This is a genomic window from Streptomyces sp. NPDC002788 (genome assembly GCF_053592115.1).
The window spans coordinates 162,516-177,694 of record NZ_JBSFVB010000014.1 but is presented as its reverse complement, the minus strand read 5'-3'; the positions used below and the strand labels follow the sequence as shown (position 1 = coordinate 177,694).

Annotated in this window: 18 protein-coding genes; 12 read left to right on the top strand and 6 right to left on the bottom strand. The window is 70.6% G+C overall.

The annotated features are described in order from the left end of the window. Positions 1 to 83 precede the first annotated feature (83 nt). Positions 84 to 308 carry a hypothetical protein gene (locus ACWD1U_RS25715; protein ID WP_451110872.1) on the top strand — a complete coding sequence of 75 codons (225 nt, stop codon included), beginning with the start codon at positions 84 to 86 and terminating at the stop codon, positions 306 to 308. Between the two features lie 45 nt (positions 309 to 353). Here the strand turns inward: ACWD1U_RS25715 and ACWD1U_RS25710 are convergent, their stop codons facing one another. Continuing rightward, the gene (locus ACWD1U_RS25710) at positions 354 to 746 is read right to left on the bottom strand and encodes a VOC family protein (RefSeq protein WP_451110870.1); all 393 of its coding nucleotides are present in this window, start codon (positions 744 to 746) and stop codon (positions 354 to 356) included. Between the two features lie 71 nt (positions 747 to 817). Here ACWD1U_RS25710 and ACWD1U_RS25705 point away from each other — a divergent pair, with 71 nt between their 5' ends. After that, a complete protein-coding gene (locus ACWD1U_RS25705; RefSeq protein WP_451110869.1) occupies positions 818 to 1,357 on the top strand; it encodes a GNAT family N-acetyltransferase in 540 nt (179 codons plus the stop codon). 103 nt (positions 1,358 to 1,460) lie between these two features. Here ACWD1U_RS25705 and ACWD1U_RS25700 read toward each other — a convergent pair whose 3' ends face one another. Next, the gene (locus tag ACWD1U_RS25700; protein WP_451110868.1) at positions 1,461 to 2,180 is read right to left on the bottom strand and encodes a glycerophosphodiester phosphodiesterase; all 720 of its coding nucleotides are present in this window, start codon (positions 2,178 to 2,180) and stop codon (positions 1,461 to 1,463) included. 249 nt (positions 2,181 to 2,429) lie between these two features. Between ACWD1U_RS25700 and ACWD1U_RS25695 the strand changes: the two genes are divergently transcribed. The 5 genes from ACWD1U_RS25695 (at position 2,430) to ACWD1U_RS25675 (ending at position 7,332) form a co-directional block, all read left to right on the top strand. Beyond that, positions 2,430 to 3,827 carry a DUF6421 family protein gene (locus ACWD1U_RS25695; RefSeq protein ID WP_451110866.1) on the top strand — a complete coding sequence of 466 codons (1,398 nt, stop codon included), beginning with the start codon at positions 2,430 to 2,432 and terminating at the stop codon, positions 3,825 to 3,827. Positions 3,828 to 3,868: 41 nt separating this feature from the next. After that, positions 3,869 to 4,618: an SDR family NAD(P)-dependent oxidoreductase gene (locus tag ACWD1U_RS25690; protein ID WP_451110865.1), complete on the top strand. Its 750-nt coding sequence runs from the start codon at positions 3,869 to 3,871 to the stop codon at positions 4,616 to 4,618. Beyond that, a complete protein-coding gene (locus ACWD1U_RS25685; RefSeq protein WP_451110864.1) occupies positions 4,615 to 5,685 on the top strand; it encodes a threonine aldolase family protein in 1,071 nt (356 codons plus the stop codon). Before ACWD1U_RS25690 ends, ACWD1U_RS25685 begins: the two co-directional genes overlap by 4 nt. Positions 5,686 to 6,044: 359 nt before the next feature. After that, positions 6,045 to 6,617 (top strand): transglutaminase-like domain-containing protein, encoded by a 573-nt coding sequence (locus ACWD1U_RS25680; protein ID WP_451110862.1) that lies wholly within the window; start codon positions 6,045 to 6,047, stop codon positions 6,615 to 6,617. A gap of 13 nt (positions 6,618 to 6,630) precedes the next feature. Continuing rightward, a complete protein-coding gene (locus ACWD1U_RS25675; protein ID WP_451110860.1) occupies positions 6,631 to 7,332 on the top strand; it encodes a B3/B4 domain-containing protein in 702 nt (233 codons plus the stop codon). Between the two features lie 18 nt (positions 7,333 to 7,350). On the opposite strand, the gene ACWD1U_RS25670 is transcribed toward ACWD1U_RS25675, so the two are convergent. Together ACWD1U_RS25670 and ACWD1U_RS25665 are read right to left on the bottom strand one after the other, a co-directional pair. Further along, positions 7,351 to 8,079, bottom strand: coding sequence for a lysophospholipid acyltransferase family protein (locus tag ACWD1U_RS25670; protein WP_451110858.1), 729 nt, complete (start codon positions 8,077 to 8,079; stop codon positions 7,351 to 7,353). A 187-nt stretch (positions 8,080 to 8,266) separates the two neighbouring features. Then, positions 8,267 to 8,497 carry a DUF4395 family protein gene (locus ACWD1U_RS25665; protein WP_451110856.1) on the bottom strand — a complete coding sequence of 77 codons (231 nt, stop codon included), beginning with the start codon at positions 8,495 to 8,497 and terminating at the stop codon, positions 8,267 to 8,269. Positions 8,498 to 8,585: 88 nt separating this feature from the next. On the opposite strand from ACWD1U_RS25665, the gene ACWD1U_RS25660 reads away from it, so the two are divergent. The 4 genes from ACWD1U_RS25660 (at position 8,586) to ACWD1U_RS25645 (ending at position 11,600) form a co-directional block, all read left to right on the top strand. Next, on the top strand, positions 8,586 to 9,008 hold the full coding sequence (locus ACWD1U_RS25660; protein ID WP_451110991.1) for a thioredoxin family protein: 423 nt from the start codon (positions 8,586 to 8,588) through the stop codon (positions 9,006 to 9,008). A 74-nt stretch (positions 9,009 to 9,082) separates the two neighbouring features. Further along, positions 9,083 to 9,574: a flavin reductase family protein gene (locus tag ACWD1U_RS25655; RefSeq protein ID WP_451110854.1), complete on the top strand. Its 492-nt coding sequence runs from the start codon at positions 9,083 to 9,085 to the stop codon at positions 9,572 to 9,574. Positions 9,575 to 9,793: 219 nt separating this feature from the next. Next, a complete protein-coding gene (locus tag ACWD1U_RS25650; RefSeq protein WP_451110853.1) occupies positions 9,794 to 10,582 on the top strand; it encodes an electron transfer flavoprotein subunit beta/FixA family protein in 789 nt (262 codons plus the stop codon). A gap of 55 nt (positions 10,583 to 10,637) precedes the next feature. Then, complete coding sequence (locus tag ACWD1U_RS25645; protein ID WP_451110851.1) at positions 10,638 to 11,600, top strand: electron transfer flavoprotein subunit alpha/FixB family protein; 963 nt, start codon at positions 10,638 to 10,640, stop codon at positions 11,598 to 11,600. Between the two features lie 67 nt (positions 11,601 to 11,667). Here the strand turns inward: ACWD1U_RS25645 and ACWD1U_RS25640 are convergent, their stop codons facing one another. Then, entirely contained in the window at positions 11,668 to 12,570 is a 903-nt protein-coding gene (locus ACWD1U_RS25640; protein WP_451110849.1) for an endonuclease/exonuclease/phosphatase family protein, read from the bottom strand. 215 nt (positions 12,571 to 12,785) lie between these two features. On the opposite strand from ACWD1U_RS25640, the gene ACWD1U_RS25635 reads away from it, so the two are divergent. Then, on the top strand, positions 12,786 to 14,087 hold the full coding sequence (locus tag ACWD1U_RS25635; RefSeq protein ID WP_451110847.1) for a DUF6986 family protein: 1,302 nt from the start codon (positions 12,786 to 12,788) through the stop codon (positions 14,085 to 14,087). Positions 14,088 to 14,355: 268 nt separating this feature from the next. On the opposite strand, the gene ACWD1U_RS25630 is transcribed toward ACWD1U_RS25635, so the two are convergent. Next, the gene (locus tag ACWD1U_RS25630; RefSeq protein WP_451110845.1) at positions 14,356 to 15,177 is read right to left on the bottom strand and encodes a hypothetical protein; all 822 of its coding nucleotides are present in this window, start codon (positions 15,175 to 15,177) and stop codon (positions 14,356 to 14,358) included. Between the last annotated feature and the right edge of the window lie 2 nt (positions 15,178 to 15,179).

Sequence of the window (15,179 nt, the reverse complement as noted above, 5' to 3'; positions counted from 1 at the left end):
TCGCCTCGTACCGCACCGCGTGGCGGCTACCGGCTTCCTCTCCCTGTCCGGAGGTACCCCGTGCCCGCGCCCGAGGTGCGACCGTGCGCCCCTTCCGCCGAGCCGACCGCGACCAGCCCGCCGACCTGGTCGACCTGCATGTGGCGGCCGTCGCCCCCGGCGTCTTCGAGCGCGGCACCGGCCTGGAGCTCCTGCCGCCCGCCCGGGCCGCCGACCGGCTCCGCCTGTGCGGCGTCGGCCGGCTCGTCGCCCGAGGAGGCCGCCGACCGCACTGCGCTGGATCTCCTGACCGGCGCGGACTCTCGTGAGCCGACCTGTACCGACCGGGGCTGGGAGCACCGCCTCGGACGACTTCAGATGCCCGGCCGGTAGCGCATGGGGTGGTCCGCCGGCACCTCCACCAGCACGATCGGCGTCCCGTCCGGGTCCGCGATCCACATCTCGACCAGTCCCCACGGCTCCTTCACCGGGGGCCGCACGATCTCCACCCCCTTCTCCCGCAGCTCCTCCTGCGCCGCCGCCACGTCGTCGACCTGCAGCCACAGCCGCACGGTGGGCGCCAAGGGAGTCCCGGACCGGCCCGAGACCTCCAGGAAGCCGCCGCCCATGAAGTAGACCGTGCCGCGCTCGGGACCCGTGCCGAACTCGCGGTAGACGGCGAGGCCCAGCTGCTCGCCGTAGAAGGCCCGCGACCGGTCGGGGTCGGCGGGGCGGAGCAGGATCCGGCTGCTGAGTACATGCACCATGCGGCGGAGCTTAGTGGGGGCGTTACGCTCGTCCCTGCCCGAGCCCCGCCAGGAAAACGGAGACGCACGCCATGGAGACCGCCGCCACCGCACTGACCTTCCGGGACGCCACGGACGCCGACGTGGACGAGCTGGTCGTGCTGATCGAGTCGGCGTACCGGGGCGACGACAGCCGGGCCGGGTGGACGACCGAGGCGGACATTCTCGAAGGCCAGCGGAGCGACCCGCAGGGTGTGCTCGAGGTCATCAAGTCGCCCGACAGCCGGCTCATGACCGTGGAACGGGACGGCCGGATCGTCGCCTGCTGCCAGCTGGAGCACCGGGGCGACCACGCCTACTTCGGCATGTTCGCGGTCAGCCCCAGGCTCCAGGGCGCCGGCCTCGGCAAGGTGATCATCGCGGAGGCGGAGCGGCAGGCCCGCGAGACCTGGGACGTCAAGGAGATGCACATGACCGTGATCTCCGTACGCGAGGACCTCATCGCCTGGTACGAGCGGCGCGGCTACCGCCGTACGGGCCGGACGACCCCGTTCCCGTACGGCGACGAGCGCTTCGGCATCCCGCAGCGCGACGACCTGAAGTTCGAACTGCTGGTCAAGGAGCTCGGCTAGCCACCGGGGCATGTTCCGCTCCGCTGACAGGGCCCTCCGGCGCCTTGCGATGCACGGCACCGGACCACGCGACCTGATCGGACGCTCGTAGTGCAAGGACCCCTTACGCCGTAAAGCGGCCCGTGCGCTTGATGTCCGGGTGATCGGTGGTCGCGCCGTCCAGGCCGAACGCCCGGACGAGACGCAGGTGGTCCTGCGTGTTCACGACCCAGCCGATGATCCTCAGATCGGCCTTGCGGGCCTGCTCCACGATCTCCAGGGTGAGCCGGCGGATGTTCAGGCAGACGGTCGCGGCACCCACCCGCACGGCGCGCTCCACGACGTCGGTGCCGACGGGGGTACCCCCGCCCGAGTTCATTCGAGAGTGGGGGAGGCCGGAGATCAGCGCGGTGCGCACGCCCGGCACCAGACGGGCGATCTCGGCCACCGCCTCGTCGTGGAACGAGGACACCTCCACCCGGCCGGCCAGCCCGCGCCGGTTCATCACCTCGGCCAGCGCCCGCGCCGCCTGCACGTCCTTGATCTCCGCCTGGAGGGGCGTCTGAACGGCCTCGAGGACCTCCTCGAAGACGGGCACCCGCTCGCCCCGGCCCGCGTCCAGGGCCCGCAGCTCCGCGAGGGTCTTCTCGGCGATCGGCCCGGTGCCGTCGGTCGTGCGGTCCACGTCCGTGTCGTGCATGACGACGAGCGCGCCGTCCTTGCTCAGATGCAGATCGAGTTCGATGGCGTCGAGGCCCGCCTCCTGGGCTGCGACGAAGGACCGGAGGGTGTTCTCGGGTTCCACACCCATGACTCCGCGGTGACCGATGGTGAGGAAGTTCAAGACGCGACTCTCTTCCGTCGACAGGCGGCACTGGGGACCTGACGGCCCACCCGACCGTATCGCCTGCGCCCGCCCGGTGCAGCGGGCGAGGGCATGGTCCGCGCGCTGGCGGGCACAAGCATGGTCGACAGGAAAAAGTGCGGTGAATCGGGGGGTGCGGCAGGATAATTTCCCGAGGTGGCCCTTGCTGGAAGGAACCTCGCGCGTATACGGTCTGCGTACGTGAGATTCTCCCGTGGAGGGTGAGACATGACGGAAATTCTTGTGCAAGTGGGTTCGGAGGAAGAGGTTCCTCCCGTGGTCAGGGTGGTGGAGCACCCGGCATGGCCCGTGCTCAAGGATGCCGTGGAGCGGATCCGGCCATGGCAGTCCAAGGACGGGTCGATCGACTTCGACGCCGAGGGCGCGCCCGACCCGGCCGATGCCGAGCTTGCCGTCCGCCAGGTCACGGACGCGGTCCTCGAGCTCTCCCCGCTGCTCCCGCACGACCGCGCCTACCACGAGGCCCTCGTCAAGGACCTGACCCGGTGGTCCGACGGCGGGTTCCAGGTTCCCGACTTCCTCGACTCGCTGCTGGCCTTCCAGCCCGCGGCGAACCGCGCGGACGGCCTCCAGCACCTGGTCGTCTTCCCGATGTACACGCAGAACGGCAACCCGGACCGCAACCTCGAAGCGGTCGTGCTGCGCATGGTCTGGCCGGACTGGCTGGCCGAGCTGGAGCGCACCCGCTACGACAACCCGCTGTTCTGCGGCATCAAGTTCGAGGACTTCACGGCGGGCTACGACACCAACTCCGCCGTCCTGTTCCCCGAGACCATATCCGTGCGCGAGGCCCCCGCGCGGTTCACCTGGGGCGGCATCTTCTGCGACCGTGAGGCGGCCCGCTTCCGCCGCGTCACCGACGCCGCAGTCGAGATCCTCGGCCTGGAGCTGCCCGAGGACGTCGCCGCGATGGTCCACGACCAGAAGCGCTGCGAGGAGGCGTTCGTCCTGTGGGACATGGTCCACGACCGCACCCACAGCCACGGCGACCTGCCCTTCGACCCGTTCATGATCAAGCAGCGCCAGCCGTTCTGGATGTACGGCCTGGAGGAGCTGCGCTGCGACCTCACCGCCTTCAAGGAGGCCGTGAAGCTCGCGCAGGACGGCGTCCCGCAGGCGCGTGACGTACAGGTAGCGGTCCTCTTCGACCGCATGTTCCGCTTCCCGGTCACCGGCGAGCGGGTCCGCAACTACGACGGTCTCGGCGGCCAGCTCCTCTTCGCCTACCTGCACAGGCACGACGTCGTCCGGTGGACCGACAACAAGCTCACCATCGACTGGGAGCGCGCCCCGCAGGTCACCAACCAGCTGTGCGCCGACATCGAGCAGCTGTACCGCGACGGCATCGACCGCCCCAAGCTCGTCCACTGGTTCGCCGGGTACGAGCTCGTCTCCACCTACCTCTCCCCGCACCCCGGGTCGAAGTGGGCCAAGGGCCCGGACGCGCTGGACCTGACGCAGCCGCCGCGGAAACTCGTCGATGACGTGCTTCCGGACGAGTTTCCGCTGAGCATGTTCTATGAGGCACTGTCCAAGAAGCTGAAGAACGTGATCGCCTCCACCAAGGGCATCACGGCGGACAGCACCGAGCGGATCGCCGCGTGAGCGATCGGCGTACCGAGAACACTGCTCAGGAGGCGAGGAACATGGCGGGGAACGGGGCGCTCAGCGGTGCGGTGATCGCGGTAGCCGGTGCGGGTGGGCCCGCGGGGCGTGCCGTGCTGCTCAGGCTGGCCGAGGCGGGAGCGACCGTCATCGGCTCCGACAACGATCCGGAACGGCTGGCGGAAGCCGTGGACGCGGCGAGTTACGCCACCGGCGGGGCCACCGTGACCGGTGACACGGTCGACCTGCTCGACCTGCGGGCCACCCGGGACTGGGCCACTCGCATCGAGAAGGACTTCGGCCGCGTCGACGGTCTGGTCCACCTCGTCGGCGGCTGGCGCGGCAGCGAGACCTTCACCCGGACCAGCCTCGACGACTGGGACTTCCTGGAGATGCTGCTCGTCCGCACCGTGCAGCACACGTCCCTCGCCTTCCACGAGGCACTGCAGCGCAGTGACCGCGGCCGGTACGTGCTGATCAGCGCCGCGGGAGCCAGCAAGCCCACCGCGGGCAACGCCGCCTACGCCGCCGGCAAGGCCGCAGCCGAGGCGTGGACGCTGGCCATGGCCGACTACTTCCGCAAGGCCGGAGGCCCCGAGGGGCCGACCTCGGCGGCTGCGATCCTGGTGGTGAAGGCACTGGTGCACGACGCGATGCGTGCCGACCGCCCCAACGCGAAGTTCGCGGGCTTCACCGACGTCAAGGACCTGGCCGAGGCCATCACCGAGGTCTGGGAGAAGCCCGCCGCCGAAGTGAACGGAAACCGTCTGTGGCTCACCGAGAAGCCGTGAACCCGCCGAAGACCGACGCCCGCCGCCATCACGACCCCGAGGTCCGAGGTTTCGCCAGCGACAACTACGCCGGCGCCCACCCGGAGGTGCTCGCCGCCCTGGCCCTGGCCAACGGCGGCCACCAGGTCGCCTACGGCGAGGACGCCTACACCGAGAACCTCCAGCAGCTGGTCCGCAGCCACTTCGGACCCACCGCCGAGGCGTTCCCGGTCTTCAACGGCACCGGCGCCAACGTCGTCGCGCTCCAGGCGGTCACCGACCGCTGGGGCGCGGTGATCTGCGCGGAGAGCGCGCACATCAACGTCGACGAGTGCGGCGCGCCCGAGCGGGTCGGCGGCCTGAAGCTGCTCACCGTCCCGACGCCCGACGGCAAGCTCACCCCGGAGCTGATCGACCGGCAGGCGTACGGCTGGGACGACGAGCACCGTGCCATGCCGCAGGTCGTCTCCATCGCCCAGGCCACCGAACTGGGCACGGTCTACACAGCGGACGAGATACGCGCCCTGTGCGAGCACGCCCACGCGCACGGCATGAAGGTGCACCTGGACGGCTCCCGGCTGGCCAACGCCGCCGCCACCCTGAACGTCCCGATGCGGACGCTCACCAACGCGGCCGGCGTCGACATCCTCTCCCTGGGCGGCACGAAGAACGGCGCCCTGTTCGGCGAGGCGGTCGTGGTGATCAACCAGGACGCCGTCAGCCACATGAAGCATCTGCGCAAGCTGTCCATGCAGCTCGCCTCCAAGATGCGGTTCGTGTCGGTGCAGCTGGAGGCCCTGCTCGCCCGTGACCTGTGGCTGCGCAACGCCCGGCACGCCAACGAGATGGCCCAGCGCCTCGCCGAAGGCGTACGGGCCGTGCACGGCGTGGAGATCCTCTACCCGGTGCAGGCCAACGCGGTGTTCGCCCGCCTGCCGCATGACGTGGGCGAGCGCCTGCAGAAGCGGTTCCGCTTCTACTTCTGGGACGAGGCCGCGGGCGACGTCCGCTGGATGTGCGCCTTCGACACGACCGAGGAGGACGTGGACGCGTTCCTTGCGGCGCTGAAGGAGGAGACGGCCCGCTAGGGCCACCTCCCGACGCTTGTCCATCCGTTGACGACGATCGGCGCGCTGCTGTCGCGCGGGTCGGGGTCGAATTTCCTGACTCAGCTCCGATCGTCGTCGAGGGTGACGAACGGCGTGCGCGCGCCGCGCACCACTCGGTCGCTCCGCAGGGGCATGTCGAAGACGTGCGACGCCTTGTCGTGCAGGTAGACGGGTGTCCTGCGGCAGAGAGCCGAGACCCGTGACGCGGAGGAAGGACTGCACTGCGGCCGGAACCGGGGTTGCGACGGTGTTCGGCCGCACGCCGCATTCTGCATAAGTATGCGTCTGTCGGAAAAAGCATTGACCGAGAAGTGGGCCCCTCCCTATGCTCTGCGTGCATGCAGCTGATCCAGGAGACTCCTGACCTTTCCTCGTACTTGGCCGCTGACGAGGCGATCGACCATCGCCATCCGCTCGTGCGCGAGACGGCCGCGAAGCTCGCTGAGGGAGTGGCGGATTCGTATGAGTATGCGCGGGCGGCCTTCGAGTTCGTGAGGGACGTCATCGCGCACTCGCATGATGCCGGTGATCTCCGCGTCACCTGGCGGGCCTCCGATGTCCTGGAGCAGCGCACCGGCATCTGCTACGCGAAGGCCCACGCGCTAACCGCGCTGCTGCGGGCCGAGGACATTCCGACCGCGCTGTGCTACCAGAAGTTCGAAGAGGTGCACGGGTTGGTCGCCGTGCGGTTCAACGGTGCGTGGCACCGGCAGGACCCCCGGGGCAACAAGCCGGGGGTCGACGCGCAGTTCTCCCTCGACGGTGAGCGGCTCGCCTTCACGCCCGACCTGGCGTCCAATGAACTGGACTACCCAGTCCTGTATGCTGCACCACACCCGGTTGTGCTGGACACTCTCCGAGCGGCACCCGACCGGCCGTACCTGTGGCAGACGCTCCCCACCGCACTCTGAGGCAAGGCCCACCATGACGCTCACACTGACCGTGTCGGACGACGTACGCGCCCTCGCGCCCGGCTTCACGCACGTCGCGATCGAGGCGCACGGCCTGGTCAACGGGCCGAGCACCGACGCGAGTTCAGCCCTGCTGGACGGCGCCGCCGGCCGGCTCGCGGCCCGACTGGACGGCCGTGCCCCGCACGAGGACCCGCACATGGTCGCCTGGCGCGAGACCTACACGGCCTTCGGCTCGAAGCCGTCCCGCACCCGCAACTCCGCCGAGGCCCTGGCCAGGCGGGCTCTCTCGGAGGCGGGGCTGCCCCGCATCAACCTGCTCGTCGACCTCTACAACGCCGTCTCCGTCGCCCATCTGATTCCTGTCGGCGGGGAGGACGCCGACCGCGTCGAGGGCGGCATGCGGCTGGTCCGCGCCACGGGTCAGGAGGACTTCGTGACCGTCGCCGGCGGCGAGGAGGCCGTCGAGCACCCGGATGCGGGCGAGGTGGTGTGGTGTGACGACCAGGGCGTGACCTGCCGACGCTGGAACTGGCGCCAGGGCCCGCGCACCCGGCTCACCGAGCGGACGACCTCGGGCATCTTCCTGCTGGAGAGCATGGCCCCGATGCCCGTCGCCGAAGTGGCGGCGGCCGCAGGAGAACTCGCCGAGCTGTTGGCGAAGTTCAGCCCTGGCGCCGACATCGACGTGCGCGCTCCGGAATCCTCCGCCTGAGCCGGGACCGCCCGGGCGTCAGCGTGCCTCGGTCTCCCGCACCTGCTCCGGCGTGGGAGCCGTGCCGCCGAGGTGGGCCGGCATCCACCAGGTGTCGTCCGGCCCCTTCGGGCGTACGGGGTAAGCGCGCTGGGCGGCCTCGAGGAGCTCTCCGACGCGCTCGCGCAGCTGACGGGTGATCGCGCCCGCGTACTTGTCGCGGGAGGCCTCGATCGCCTCGCCGACCCGGATCGTGATGGGGATGTGGCTGCGCTTGAAGTTGCGCGGGTGGCCCTTGGTCCACAGCCGCTGCGTACCCCAGACCGCCATCGGGATTAGCGGGACGCCCGCCTCCTGCGCCAGGCGAGCGGCGCCCGACTTGAAGCTCTTCAACGTGAACGACTGCGAGATCGTCGCCTCCGGGAAGACCCCGATGATCTCGCCCGACCGCAGCGAGTCCAGGGCGTGCGCGTAGGCCGCCTCGCCCTGCTTGCGGTCCACGGGGATGTGCTTCATCCCGCGCATCAGCGGGCCGGAGATCCGGTGCCGGAAGACGGATTCCTTCGCCATGAACCGCACGAGACGTTTCTGCGGCAGTGCCGCCAGGCCGTTGAAGACGAAGTCCAGATAGCTGATGTGGTTGCTCACCAGCACGGCGCCGCCCGAGCGCGGGATGTTCTCCGAACCCTGGCAGTCGATCTTGAGGTCCCACACCTTGAACAGCGTGCGGGCGAAACCGACGACGGGACGGTAGACGAGCTCTGCCATGGGCGGTTCGGACCCTTCCTGCTCTGCCTGGGAAGGGATTCCCAGCGGACAAGTTACGCAGCCGTAGGTTTACGGCTTGTCGCAGATGGTGCCCGAAGAACGGCCGGGTAGCCAGTCCTCGTGCCCGCAGTCGACGAGATTCTTGTCACGTCGCCGCAGGATCCCACCTCGTGCTTTTGCGTCCCCATTACTCCGCACGCACCGTCACGCGCGGTACGAGCAGGTACAACTCGCACCCCAGGCAGTACCCGAATGCCGCATTCAGGAGGGCGGCGGCGAGCGCGGCGCCGGTCGCGGCGAGTCCCGGCCAGCCGGGCCCCACGGGCGTCCGCCACGCCGGCAGCCACCCGCTTCCCGTGACCGGAACGACCGCCAGGACGGCGGCCGTGACGGCTGCCCCGACACGCGGCCCTCTCACTGATGTCCATGGGATCCGAGCATTCCGCAGCGGGGCGCCCACGAGGGGGCGGGAATCTTCGCGGCCTCGTGAGCGCTTGCAGCAGATGATGACCGGGCCGGTGGTGTGCGTTCTGGTGCTCGCGGCTGCGAGCGCCTACGGAGTGCTGCACAAGCGGCGGAGCGGGAGGGTGCGGGTGCGCGGGTGGGACGACGGCAAGCGGCTGGACGCGGCGGAGCTGGGCGCGCAACTCGGCGAGCGGGCGACGCTCGTGCAGTTCTCCAGCGCGTTCTGCGCGCCCTGCAGGGCGACCCGGCGGGTCCTCGATGAGGTCACCGGCCTGGTCCCGGGCGTGACCCATGTCGAGATCGACGCCGAGGCACACCTGGACCTCGTACGGCGGCTCGACATCCTCAAGACCCCGACCGTGCTGGTCCTCGACGCCGACGGCCGCGTGGTCCGCCGGGCCACCGGGCAGCCCCGCAAGGGCGACGTGATCGCCGCGCTGGGGGAGGCGGTGGGAGGGGCGTGACGCCGGGAGTGAGCCATGTCCCACATCAGGGAGCGAGCTTGACTGCGGGAACCATTTATCGTCAGCCTGACCCCATGCCTGCGGACCTTCTCACCACGACCGACCTCCTGCGCTCGGTCTTCCGGCGGCACGCGGCGGGAGTCGCTGTCATCACCGCCCGTGGCGACGCCGGTCCGGTGGGCTTCACCGCCACGTCCCTGGCCTCCGTCTCCGCCGAGCCGCCCCTGCTGTCCTTCGGTATCGGCACCGGCGCCTCCAGCTGGCCCGCGATCGCGGAGACCGACCACGTCGGCGTCCACATTCTCGGCGAGCACCAGCAGGAGCTGGCCGCCACCTTCGCCCGCAGCGGAGCCGACCGCTTCGGCCCGCCCACCGCTTGGCGGGAGGGGCCGGAGGGCGTTCCCGTGCTCGACGGCGTGCCGGCCTGGCTGGTCGGCCGGGTCGTCGCCCGCGTGCCCGCCGGGGACCACCGGCTCGTGATCGCGGAGGTCGTGCACGGCGACCCCACGGGCAGCGGCCGTCCGCTCGTCTACCACCAGGGGCGTTTCCAGCGGCTGCGTGACTGAACCGCGCGTTTTCCCGGGCTGCGTGACAGTCGGGTTCCGGTTACGCTGCGTTGCGAAGGTCACAGTTCAAAGCGCTTGCTCAGCGGGAACGAACTGGGTGTACTGACGAGTAATATTTCGCTCGGAGCGTGGGTGGCCCCGACCGGGATCGGCCGCTTGAGGCACCTATGCTGCCTGCAAGAGGCAGCCGAAAAATGACGATGCAGTAGGAGAGCCGGCGTGAGCTTGAGGATCGTTGTCACTGTGAAGTACGTGCCCGACGCCACTGGCGACCGGCACTTCGCCGATGACCTGACCGTCGACCGGGACGACGTGGACGGTCTGCTCTCCGAGCTCGACGAGTACGCGGTCGAGCAGGCGCTGCAGATCTCCGAGAACTCCGACGACGACGTGGAGATCACCGTTCTGACGGTGGGCCCCGAGGACGCCAAGGACGCCCTGCGCAAGGCGCTGTCCATGGGTGCCGACAAGGCGATCCACGTCGAGGACGACGACATCCACGGCACCGACGCCATCGGCACCTCCCTGATCCTGGCCAAGGCGGTCGAGAAGGCCGGCTACGACCTGGTCATCTCCGGCATGGCCTCCACCGACGGCACCATGGGCGTCGTCCCCGCGCTGCTCGCCGAGCGCCTGGGCGTCCCGCAGGTCACCCTGCTCTCCGAGGTCTCGGTCGAGGACGGCACGGTCAAGGGCCGCCGCGACGGCGACGCGGCCTCCGAGAACCTCGAGGCGTCGCTTCCGGCGGTCGTGTCGGTGACCGACCAGTCGGGCGAGGCGCGCTACCCCTCCTTCAAGGGCATCATGGCGGCCAAGAAGAAGCCGGTGGAGTCCTGGGACCTGTCCGACCTCGACATCGAGGCCGAGGAGGTCGGCCTGGAGGGCGCCTACACCACGGTCGACGGCGCGGCCGAGCGCCCGGCCCGCACCGCGGGCACGATCGTCAAGGACGAGGGCGAGGGCGGCAAGCAGCTCGCTGAGTTCCTCGCGGGCCAGAAGTTCATCTGAGCCCCGCATTCGCTGACCGCCCCTCATCTTTCGCAAGCAGGAGAGAAGAAGTCCCATGGCTGAAGTTCTCGTCTACGTCGACCACGTGGACGGCGCCGTCCGCAAGCCCACCCTGGAGCTGCTGACGCTCGCCCGCCGCATCGGCGAGCCCGTCGCCGTCGCGCTGGGCAACGGCGCCGGCGAAACCGCCGCCACGCTCGCCGAGCACGGCGCGGTCAAGGTCCTCACGCACGAGGCCGCCGAGTACGCCGACTACCTGGTCGTACCGAAGGTGGACGCCCTCCAGGCCGCTCACGAGGCCGTTTCCCCGGCCGCGGTGCTGGTGCCGTCCTCCGCGGAGGGCAAGGAGATCGCCGCCCGTCTGGCGCTGCGCCTGGGCTCCGGCATCATCACCGACGCCGTCGACCTGGAGGCCGGCGACGAGGGCCCGGTGGCCACGCAGTCGGTGTTCGCCGCCTCCTTCACCACCAAGTCCCGTGTTTCCAAGGGCACCCCGGTCATCACGGTCAAGCCGAACAGCGCCGCCGTGGAGGCCGCACCGGCCGCCGGTGCGGTCGAGGCCCTGTCGGTGTCCTTCTCCGCGCAGGCCACCGGCACCAAGGTCACCGGCCGTACGCCGCGTGAGTCCACGGGCCGCCCCGAGCTGACCGAGGCCGCGATCGTGGTCTCCGGTGGCCGTGGCGTCAACGGCGCGGAGAACTTCGCGATCATCGAGGCGCTCGCCGACTCCCTCGGCGCGGCCGTCGGCGCCTCGCGTGCCGCGGTGGACGCCGGCTGGTACCCGCACACCAACCAGGTCGGCCAGACCGGCAAGTCCGTCTCGCCGCAGCTGTACATCGCCTCCGGCATCTCCGGCGCGATCCAGCACCGCGCCGGTATGCAGACCTCGAAGACGATCGTGGCGATCAACAAGGACGCCGAGGCCCCGATCTTCGACCTGGTCGACTACGGCGTCGTCGGCGACCTGTTCGACGTCGTCCCGGCCCTGACCGAGGAGATCAAGGCCCGTAAGGGCTGATCGTCTCCCGGCCGCAGCGGGCCCCCGTGACCAGCCGGTCACGGGGGCCTCGTCGTTCCCTCGGCCGTCACCCCAGCCGGAGGGAGGCCTGCACCGGCAGGTGGTCGCTGGGGAACTGGCCGTTCAGGGCGAACGTGTTGATCGCCGCGCGGTGGACCGTGACGCCCCGCGTGGCCAGGATCCAGTCGATGCGAGGGCCGCCCGGCACCAAGGGCTTGTATCCGTGGAACGTGCCGTGGAGGTCGCCGCGCTCGGCAGCCGCGTCCCAGGTGTCGACGAGCCCGGCACCCAGCATCGTGTCGTGAACCGGGTTCCGGTGCGCCGCGACATTGAAGTCGCCCGTCACGATCACGGGCAGGGAGCGGGTGAGCCCGGCGATGCGCTGCGCCGTGAGCGAGGCGGCCCGCTCGCGCGCGTACTGGCTCGCGTTGTCCAAGTGGGTGTCGAGGACGTAGAACTCCCGGCCGCCGTCGCGCAGATCACGGAAGCGCACCCAGGTGACCATGCGGACCGAGGCGTTGCCCCAGGTGTTGGACGCGATGACGTCCGGGGTGTCGGAGAGCCAGAAGTGGTCGTACTCGACCGGGGCCAGCCGGCGGGTGTCGAAGAAGATCGCCATGAACTCGTCGCGGCTGCCCCCGGCACGCCCCGTGCCGATCCAGTCGTAGTGCGTTCCGAGATCGGCCTCGATGTCCTGTAACTGCTGGTAGAGGCCCTCCTGGGTGCCGATCACGTGGGGACGCTCGCGGCGCAGCAGGGCGCGCATGACCGGTCTGCGGGCGGCCCAGCTGTTGGGTTGGACCGTACTGGCGAAGCGGAGGTTGAACGACATGACCTCCAGGCGGCCGTCCCCGCGCTCCTCGGCCGAGGCGGGCCCGGGGGAGACTGCTGTACTGGAGAGAGGCAGGGCGACCGCGCCGGCCAGCGCGGTCTTCAGACCCAGGCGGCGCGTGACTCGGAGGTGCGGCACAGGGGCTCCTTCTGTGGCGGCTTCGGGCGAGTCGTGCGGAGGAACCTGTGGAGGTGTGGGCGGTTCCGAGGGAAACGGTGCCAGATGGACGTGAACATGCCGAGATGGCAGAGCGGATCGCCGCGCAAGACCGTGTTGACCATCGGGAAGGTCGGCCGATAACTTCGCTCTACGGATTGTTGATTCCGTAAAGCGGAAACCAGGAGGGTCTCGGCATGGGTCAGGGTCAACAGGAGAAGGTGGCGACGAGCCTCGCGGGCGCCGTCAGCGAGGAGATCAGCGCCTCCCTCGCGCCCGTCGACGCCGAACTGGAACGCCGCTACCCCGGAGACCCCGGCACCCGCCAGCCCGTCCACACCGTGTATGTACCCGGTGACGTCTTCGCCGCGGACACCATCCGCTCCTGGGGCGACCGGGCACTGGCCGCCCTCGACCGACACGCCCCGGACGCCGCCTCCTTCGCCGCCGTCCTCGGCCTCTCGGACGAACTCGCCGAGCCCGTCCACACGCGCGTGCGCGCCAAGCTGGAGCGCGAGCCCGTCGAGGACCTGCGCGTCGACTTCGAGGACGGATACGGCAACCGCCCCGACGCCGAGGAGGACCAGGCCGCCGCCCGCGCCGCCCGGCTCATCGCCGAGGCACACGAGGACGGCACCGCGGCTCCCTACATGGGCATCCGCATGAAGTGCATGGAAGCGCCCGTCCGCGCCCGGGGCATCCGCACACTCGACATCTTCCTCACCGGCCTGATGGAGTCCGGCGGCCTGCCCGGCGGACTGGTGCTCACCCTGCCGAAGGTGACGTACGCCGAGCAGGTCACCGCAATGGCGCTGCTGCTGGACGCCTTCGAGGAGACCCACGGGCTCGAGCCCGGCCGGATCGGCTTCGAGATCCAGATCGAGACCAGCCAGTCCATCCTGGCCGCCGATGGCACCGCCACCGTCGCCCGGATGATCCAGGCCGCCGAGGGCCGAGCCACCGGGCTGCACTACGGCACCTTCGACTACAGCGCCTGCCTCGGCGTCTCCGCCGCCCACCAGGCCGGCGACCACCCGGCCGCCGACCACGCCAAGGCGATCATGCAGGTCGCGGCGGCGGGGACCGGTGTCCGCGTCTCGGACGGCTCGACGAACGTCCTACCGGTCGGCCCGACCGAGAAGGTCCACGCCGCCTGGCGCCTGCACTACGGCCTCACCCGCCGTGCCCTCGCCCGCGCCTACTACCAGGGCTGGGACATGCACCCCGGCCACATCCCCACCCGCTACGCGGCCGTCTTCGCCTTCTACCGCGAGGGTTTCGAGCAGGCCGCCGCCCGTCTCGCCCGCTACGCCAACCGCACCGGCGGCGATGTCATGGACGAGCCCGCCACCGCCAAGGCTCTCAGCGGCTACCTGCTGCGCGGACTGGACTGCGGCGCCCTGGACATCGGGGAGGTCGCGCGCCTGGCCGGGCTGACCCGCGCCGATCTGGAGACCTTCGCAGCGCCCCGCCGGGGGGACCTCACGGCGTCCGCCTGAGGGGCCGAACGACTCGCACGTACCGGCCCCGTCACGGCCGTCACCGCCGGCCGCCGCCGTCATCGCCCCCCTCCGTCATCGCCGCCCCGTAGTTCGTACGCCCCCGTGTTCATGAGGGCCCGGCACGCCGGAGCCTCTCCGGCCGCGGGCCTCCGGGCCCGCGGGGGCAGCAGGCGCGGCGGCTCACGGCGGCCGGGGCAGACCAACGTCTGGTGGGCGAAGACCGACGAGGTCTCAGCGGCAACACGAACGTCCGGGTCGGCGACGTCTACATCTCCATCAAGGCCGGCGACAACGATGTGGCGGTCCCCGGGCTCCCGCTCCGCTGAGCCCGCACGGACACCGCGGCGTACCGCTCCAGCCCCGAGGCCGTCACCAGCTTCTCCTCGACGAACAGCCGCGTGCCCCGCTCGCACAACCGCCGGTCGCCCCGTGCCCGTGCGCAGAACTCCTCGGGCACGACGCCGAACAGCTCCCGCAAGGGTGGCAGGCCGACCAGCAGATCGGTGAGCAGCTCGCGCTCGCCCGGGTGGGTGCGCCGCGCGCCGGCGCCGTCGTGGAGGACGCCGTGGCGGTTGACGTAGGCGTACACGCCGGGCAGGCGGGTGCCGTCCGCGAGGGCGATCCGTACGTCGGGTGCGGGCAGCCAGGCCCGGTCGAAGTTGCCGCCCGGCACCGGCACGCCCTCGCTCGCGTCGATCACCGCGAGCTGCTCGGCATCCAGCCAGAGGACGAACAAGTCCCGCACCGTGTCCGGGGCGCTGACCGGCGAGGCGGAGACGTACCCCATGCGGCTCACATGGGCCGAGACCCCGGCGTCGACCCCCGTCACCCGGGCCTTCACCATCGGAAGCGGCGACGTGATCCCGAACTCACGCATCTTGTGCCGCAGCTGGCCCGGGCAGCCGTTGGAGCCGATGGCGAGGACCGGCGTGCGGTCGTCGTGCATCAGCTGTTCCAGCGGCAGGAAGCGTTCGTCGTCGAGCAGTCCGGAGTCGGCGGGCCACGCGCCGGGGTACAGCAGGGGGTGTTCGCGCGGCGCCTCGGTCAGGCCGAGTGCGCGCAGTGTGCGATCCGTGCGATCGTCCATGG

Excerpts from the sequence above, each read along its gene's own strand:
- ACWD1U_RS25710 (WP_451110870.1), bottom strand. The coding sequence starts at position 746 with ATGGTGCATGTACTCAGCAGCCGGATCCTGCTCCGCCCCGCCGACCCC.
- ACWD1U_RS25705 (WP_451110869.1), top strand. The coding sequence starts at position 818 with ATGGAGACCGCCGCCACCGCACTGACCTTCCGGGACGCCACGGACGCC.
- ACWD1U_RS25695 (WP_451110866.1), top strand. The coding sequence starts at position 2,430 with ATGACGGAAATTCTTGTGCAAGTGGGTTCGGAGGAAGAGGTTCCTCCC.
- ACWD1U_RS25690 (WP_451110865.1), top strand. The coding sequence starts at position 3,869 with ATGGCGGGGAACGGGGCGCTCAGCGGTGCGGTGATCGCGGTAGCCGGT.
- ACWD1U_RS25680 (WP_451110862.1), top strand. The coding sequence starts at position 6,045 with ATGCAGCTGATCCAGGAGACTCCTGACCTTTCCTCGTACTTGGCCGCT.
- ACWD1U_RS25675 (WP_451110860.1), top strand. The coding sequence starts at position 6,631 with ATGACGCTCACACTGACCGTGTCGGACGACGTACGCGCCCTCGCGCCC.
- ACWD1U_RS25670 (WP_451110858.1), bottom strand. The coding sequence starts at position 8,079 with ATGGCAGAGCTCGTCTACCGTCCCGTCGTCGGTTTCGCCCGCACGCTG.
- ACWD1U_RS25660 (WP_451110991.1), top strand. The coding sequence starts at position 8,586 with ATGACCGGGCCGGTGGTGTGCGTTCTGGTGCTCGCGGCTGCGAGCGCC.
- ACWD1U_RS25655 (WP_451110854.1), top strand. The coding sequence starts at position 9,083 with ATGCCTGCGGACCTTCTCACCACGACCGACCTCCTGCGCTCGGTCTTC.
- ACWD1U_RS25645 (WP_451110851.1), top strand. The coding sequence starts at position 10,638 with ATGGCTGAAGTTCTCGTCTACGTCGACCACGTGGACGGCGCCGTCCGC.
- ACWD1U_RS25635 (WP_451110847.1), top strand. The coding sequence starts at position 12,786 with ATGGGTCAGGGTCAACAGGAGAAGGTGGCGACGAGCCTCGCGGGCGCC.
- ACWD1U_RS25630 (WP_451110845.1), bottom strand. The coding sequence starts at position 15,177 with ATGGACGATCGCACGGATCGCACACTGCGCGCACTCGGCCTGACCGAG.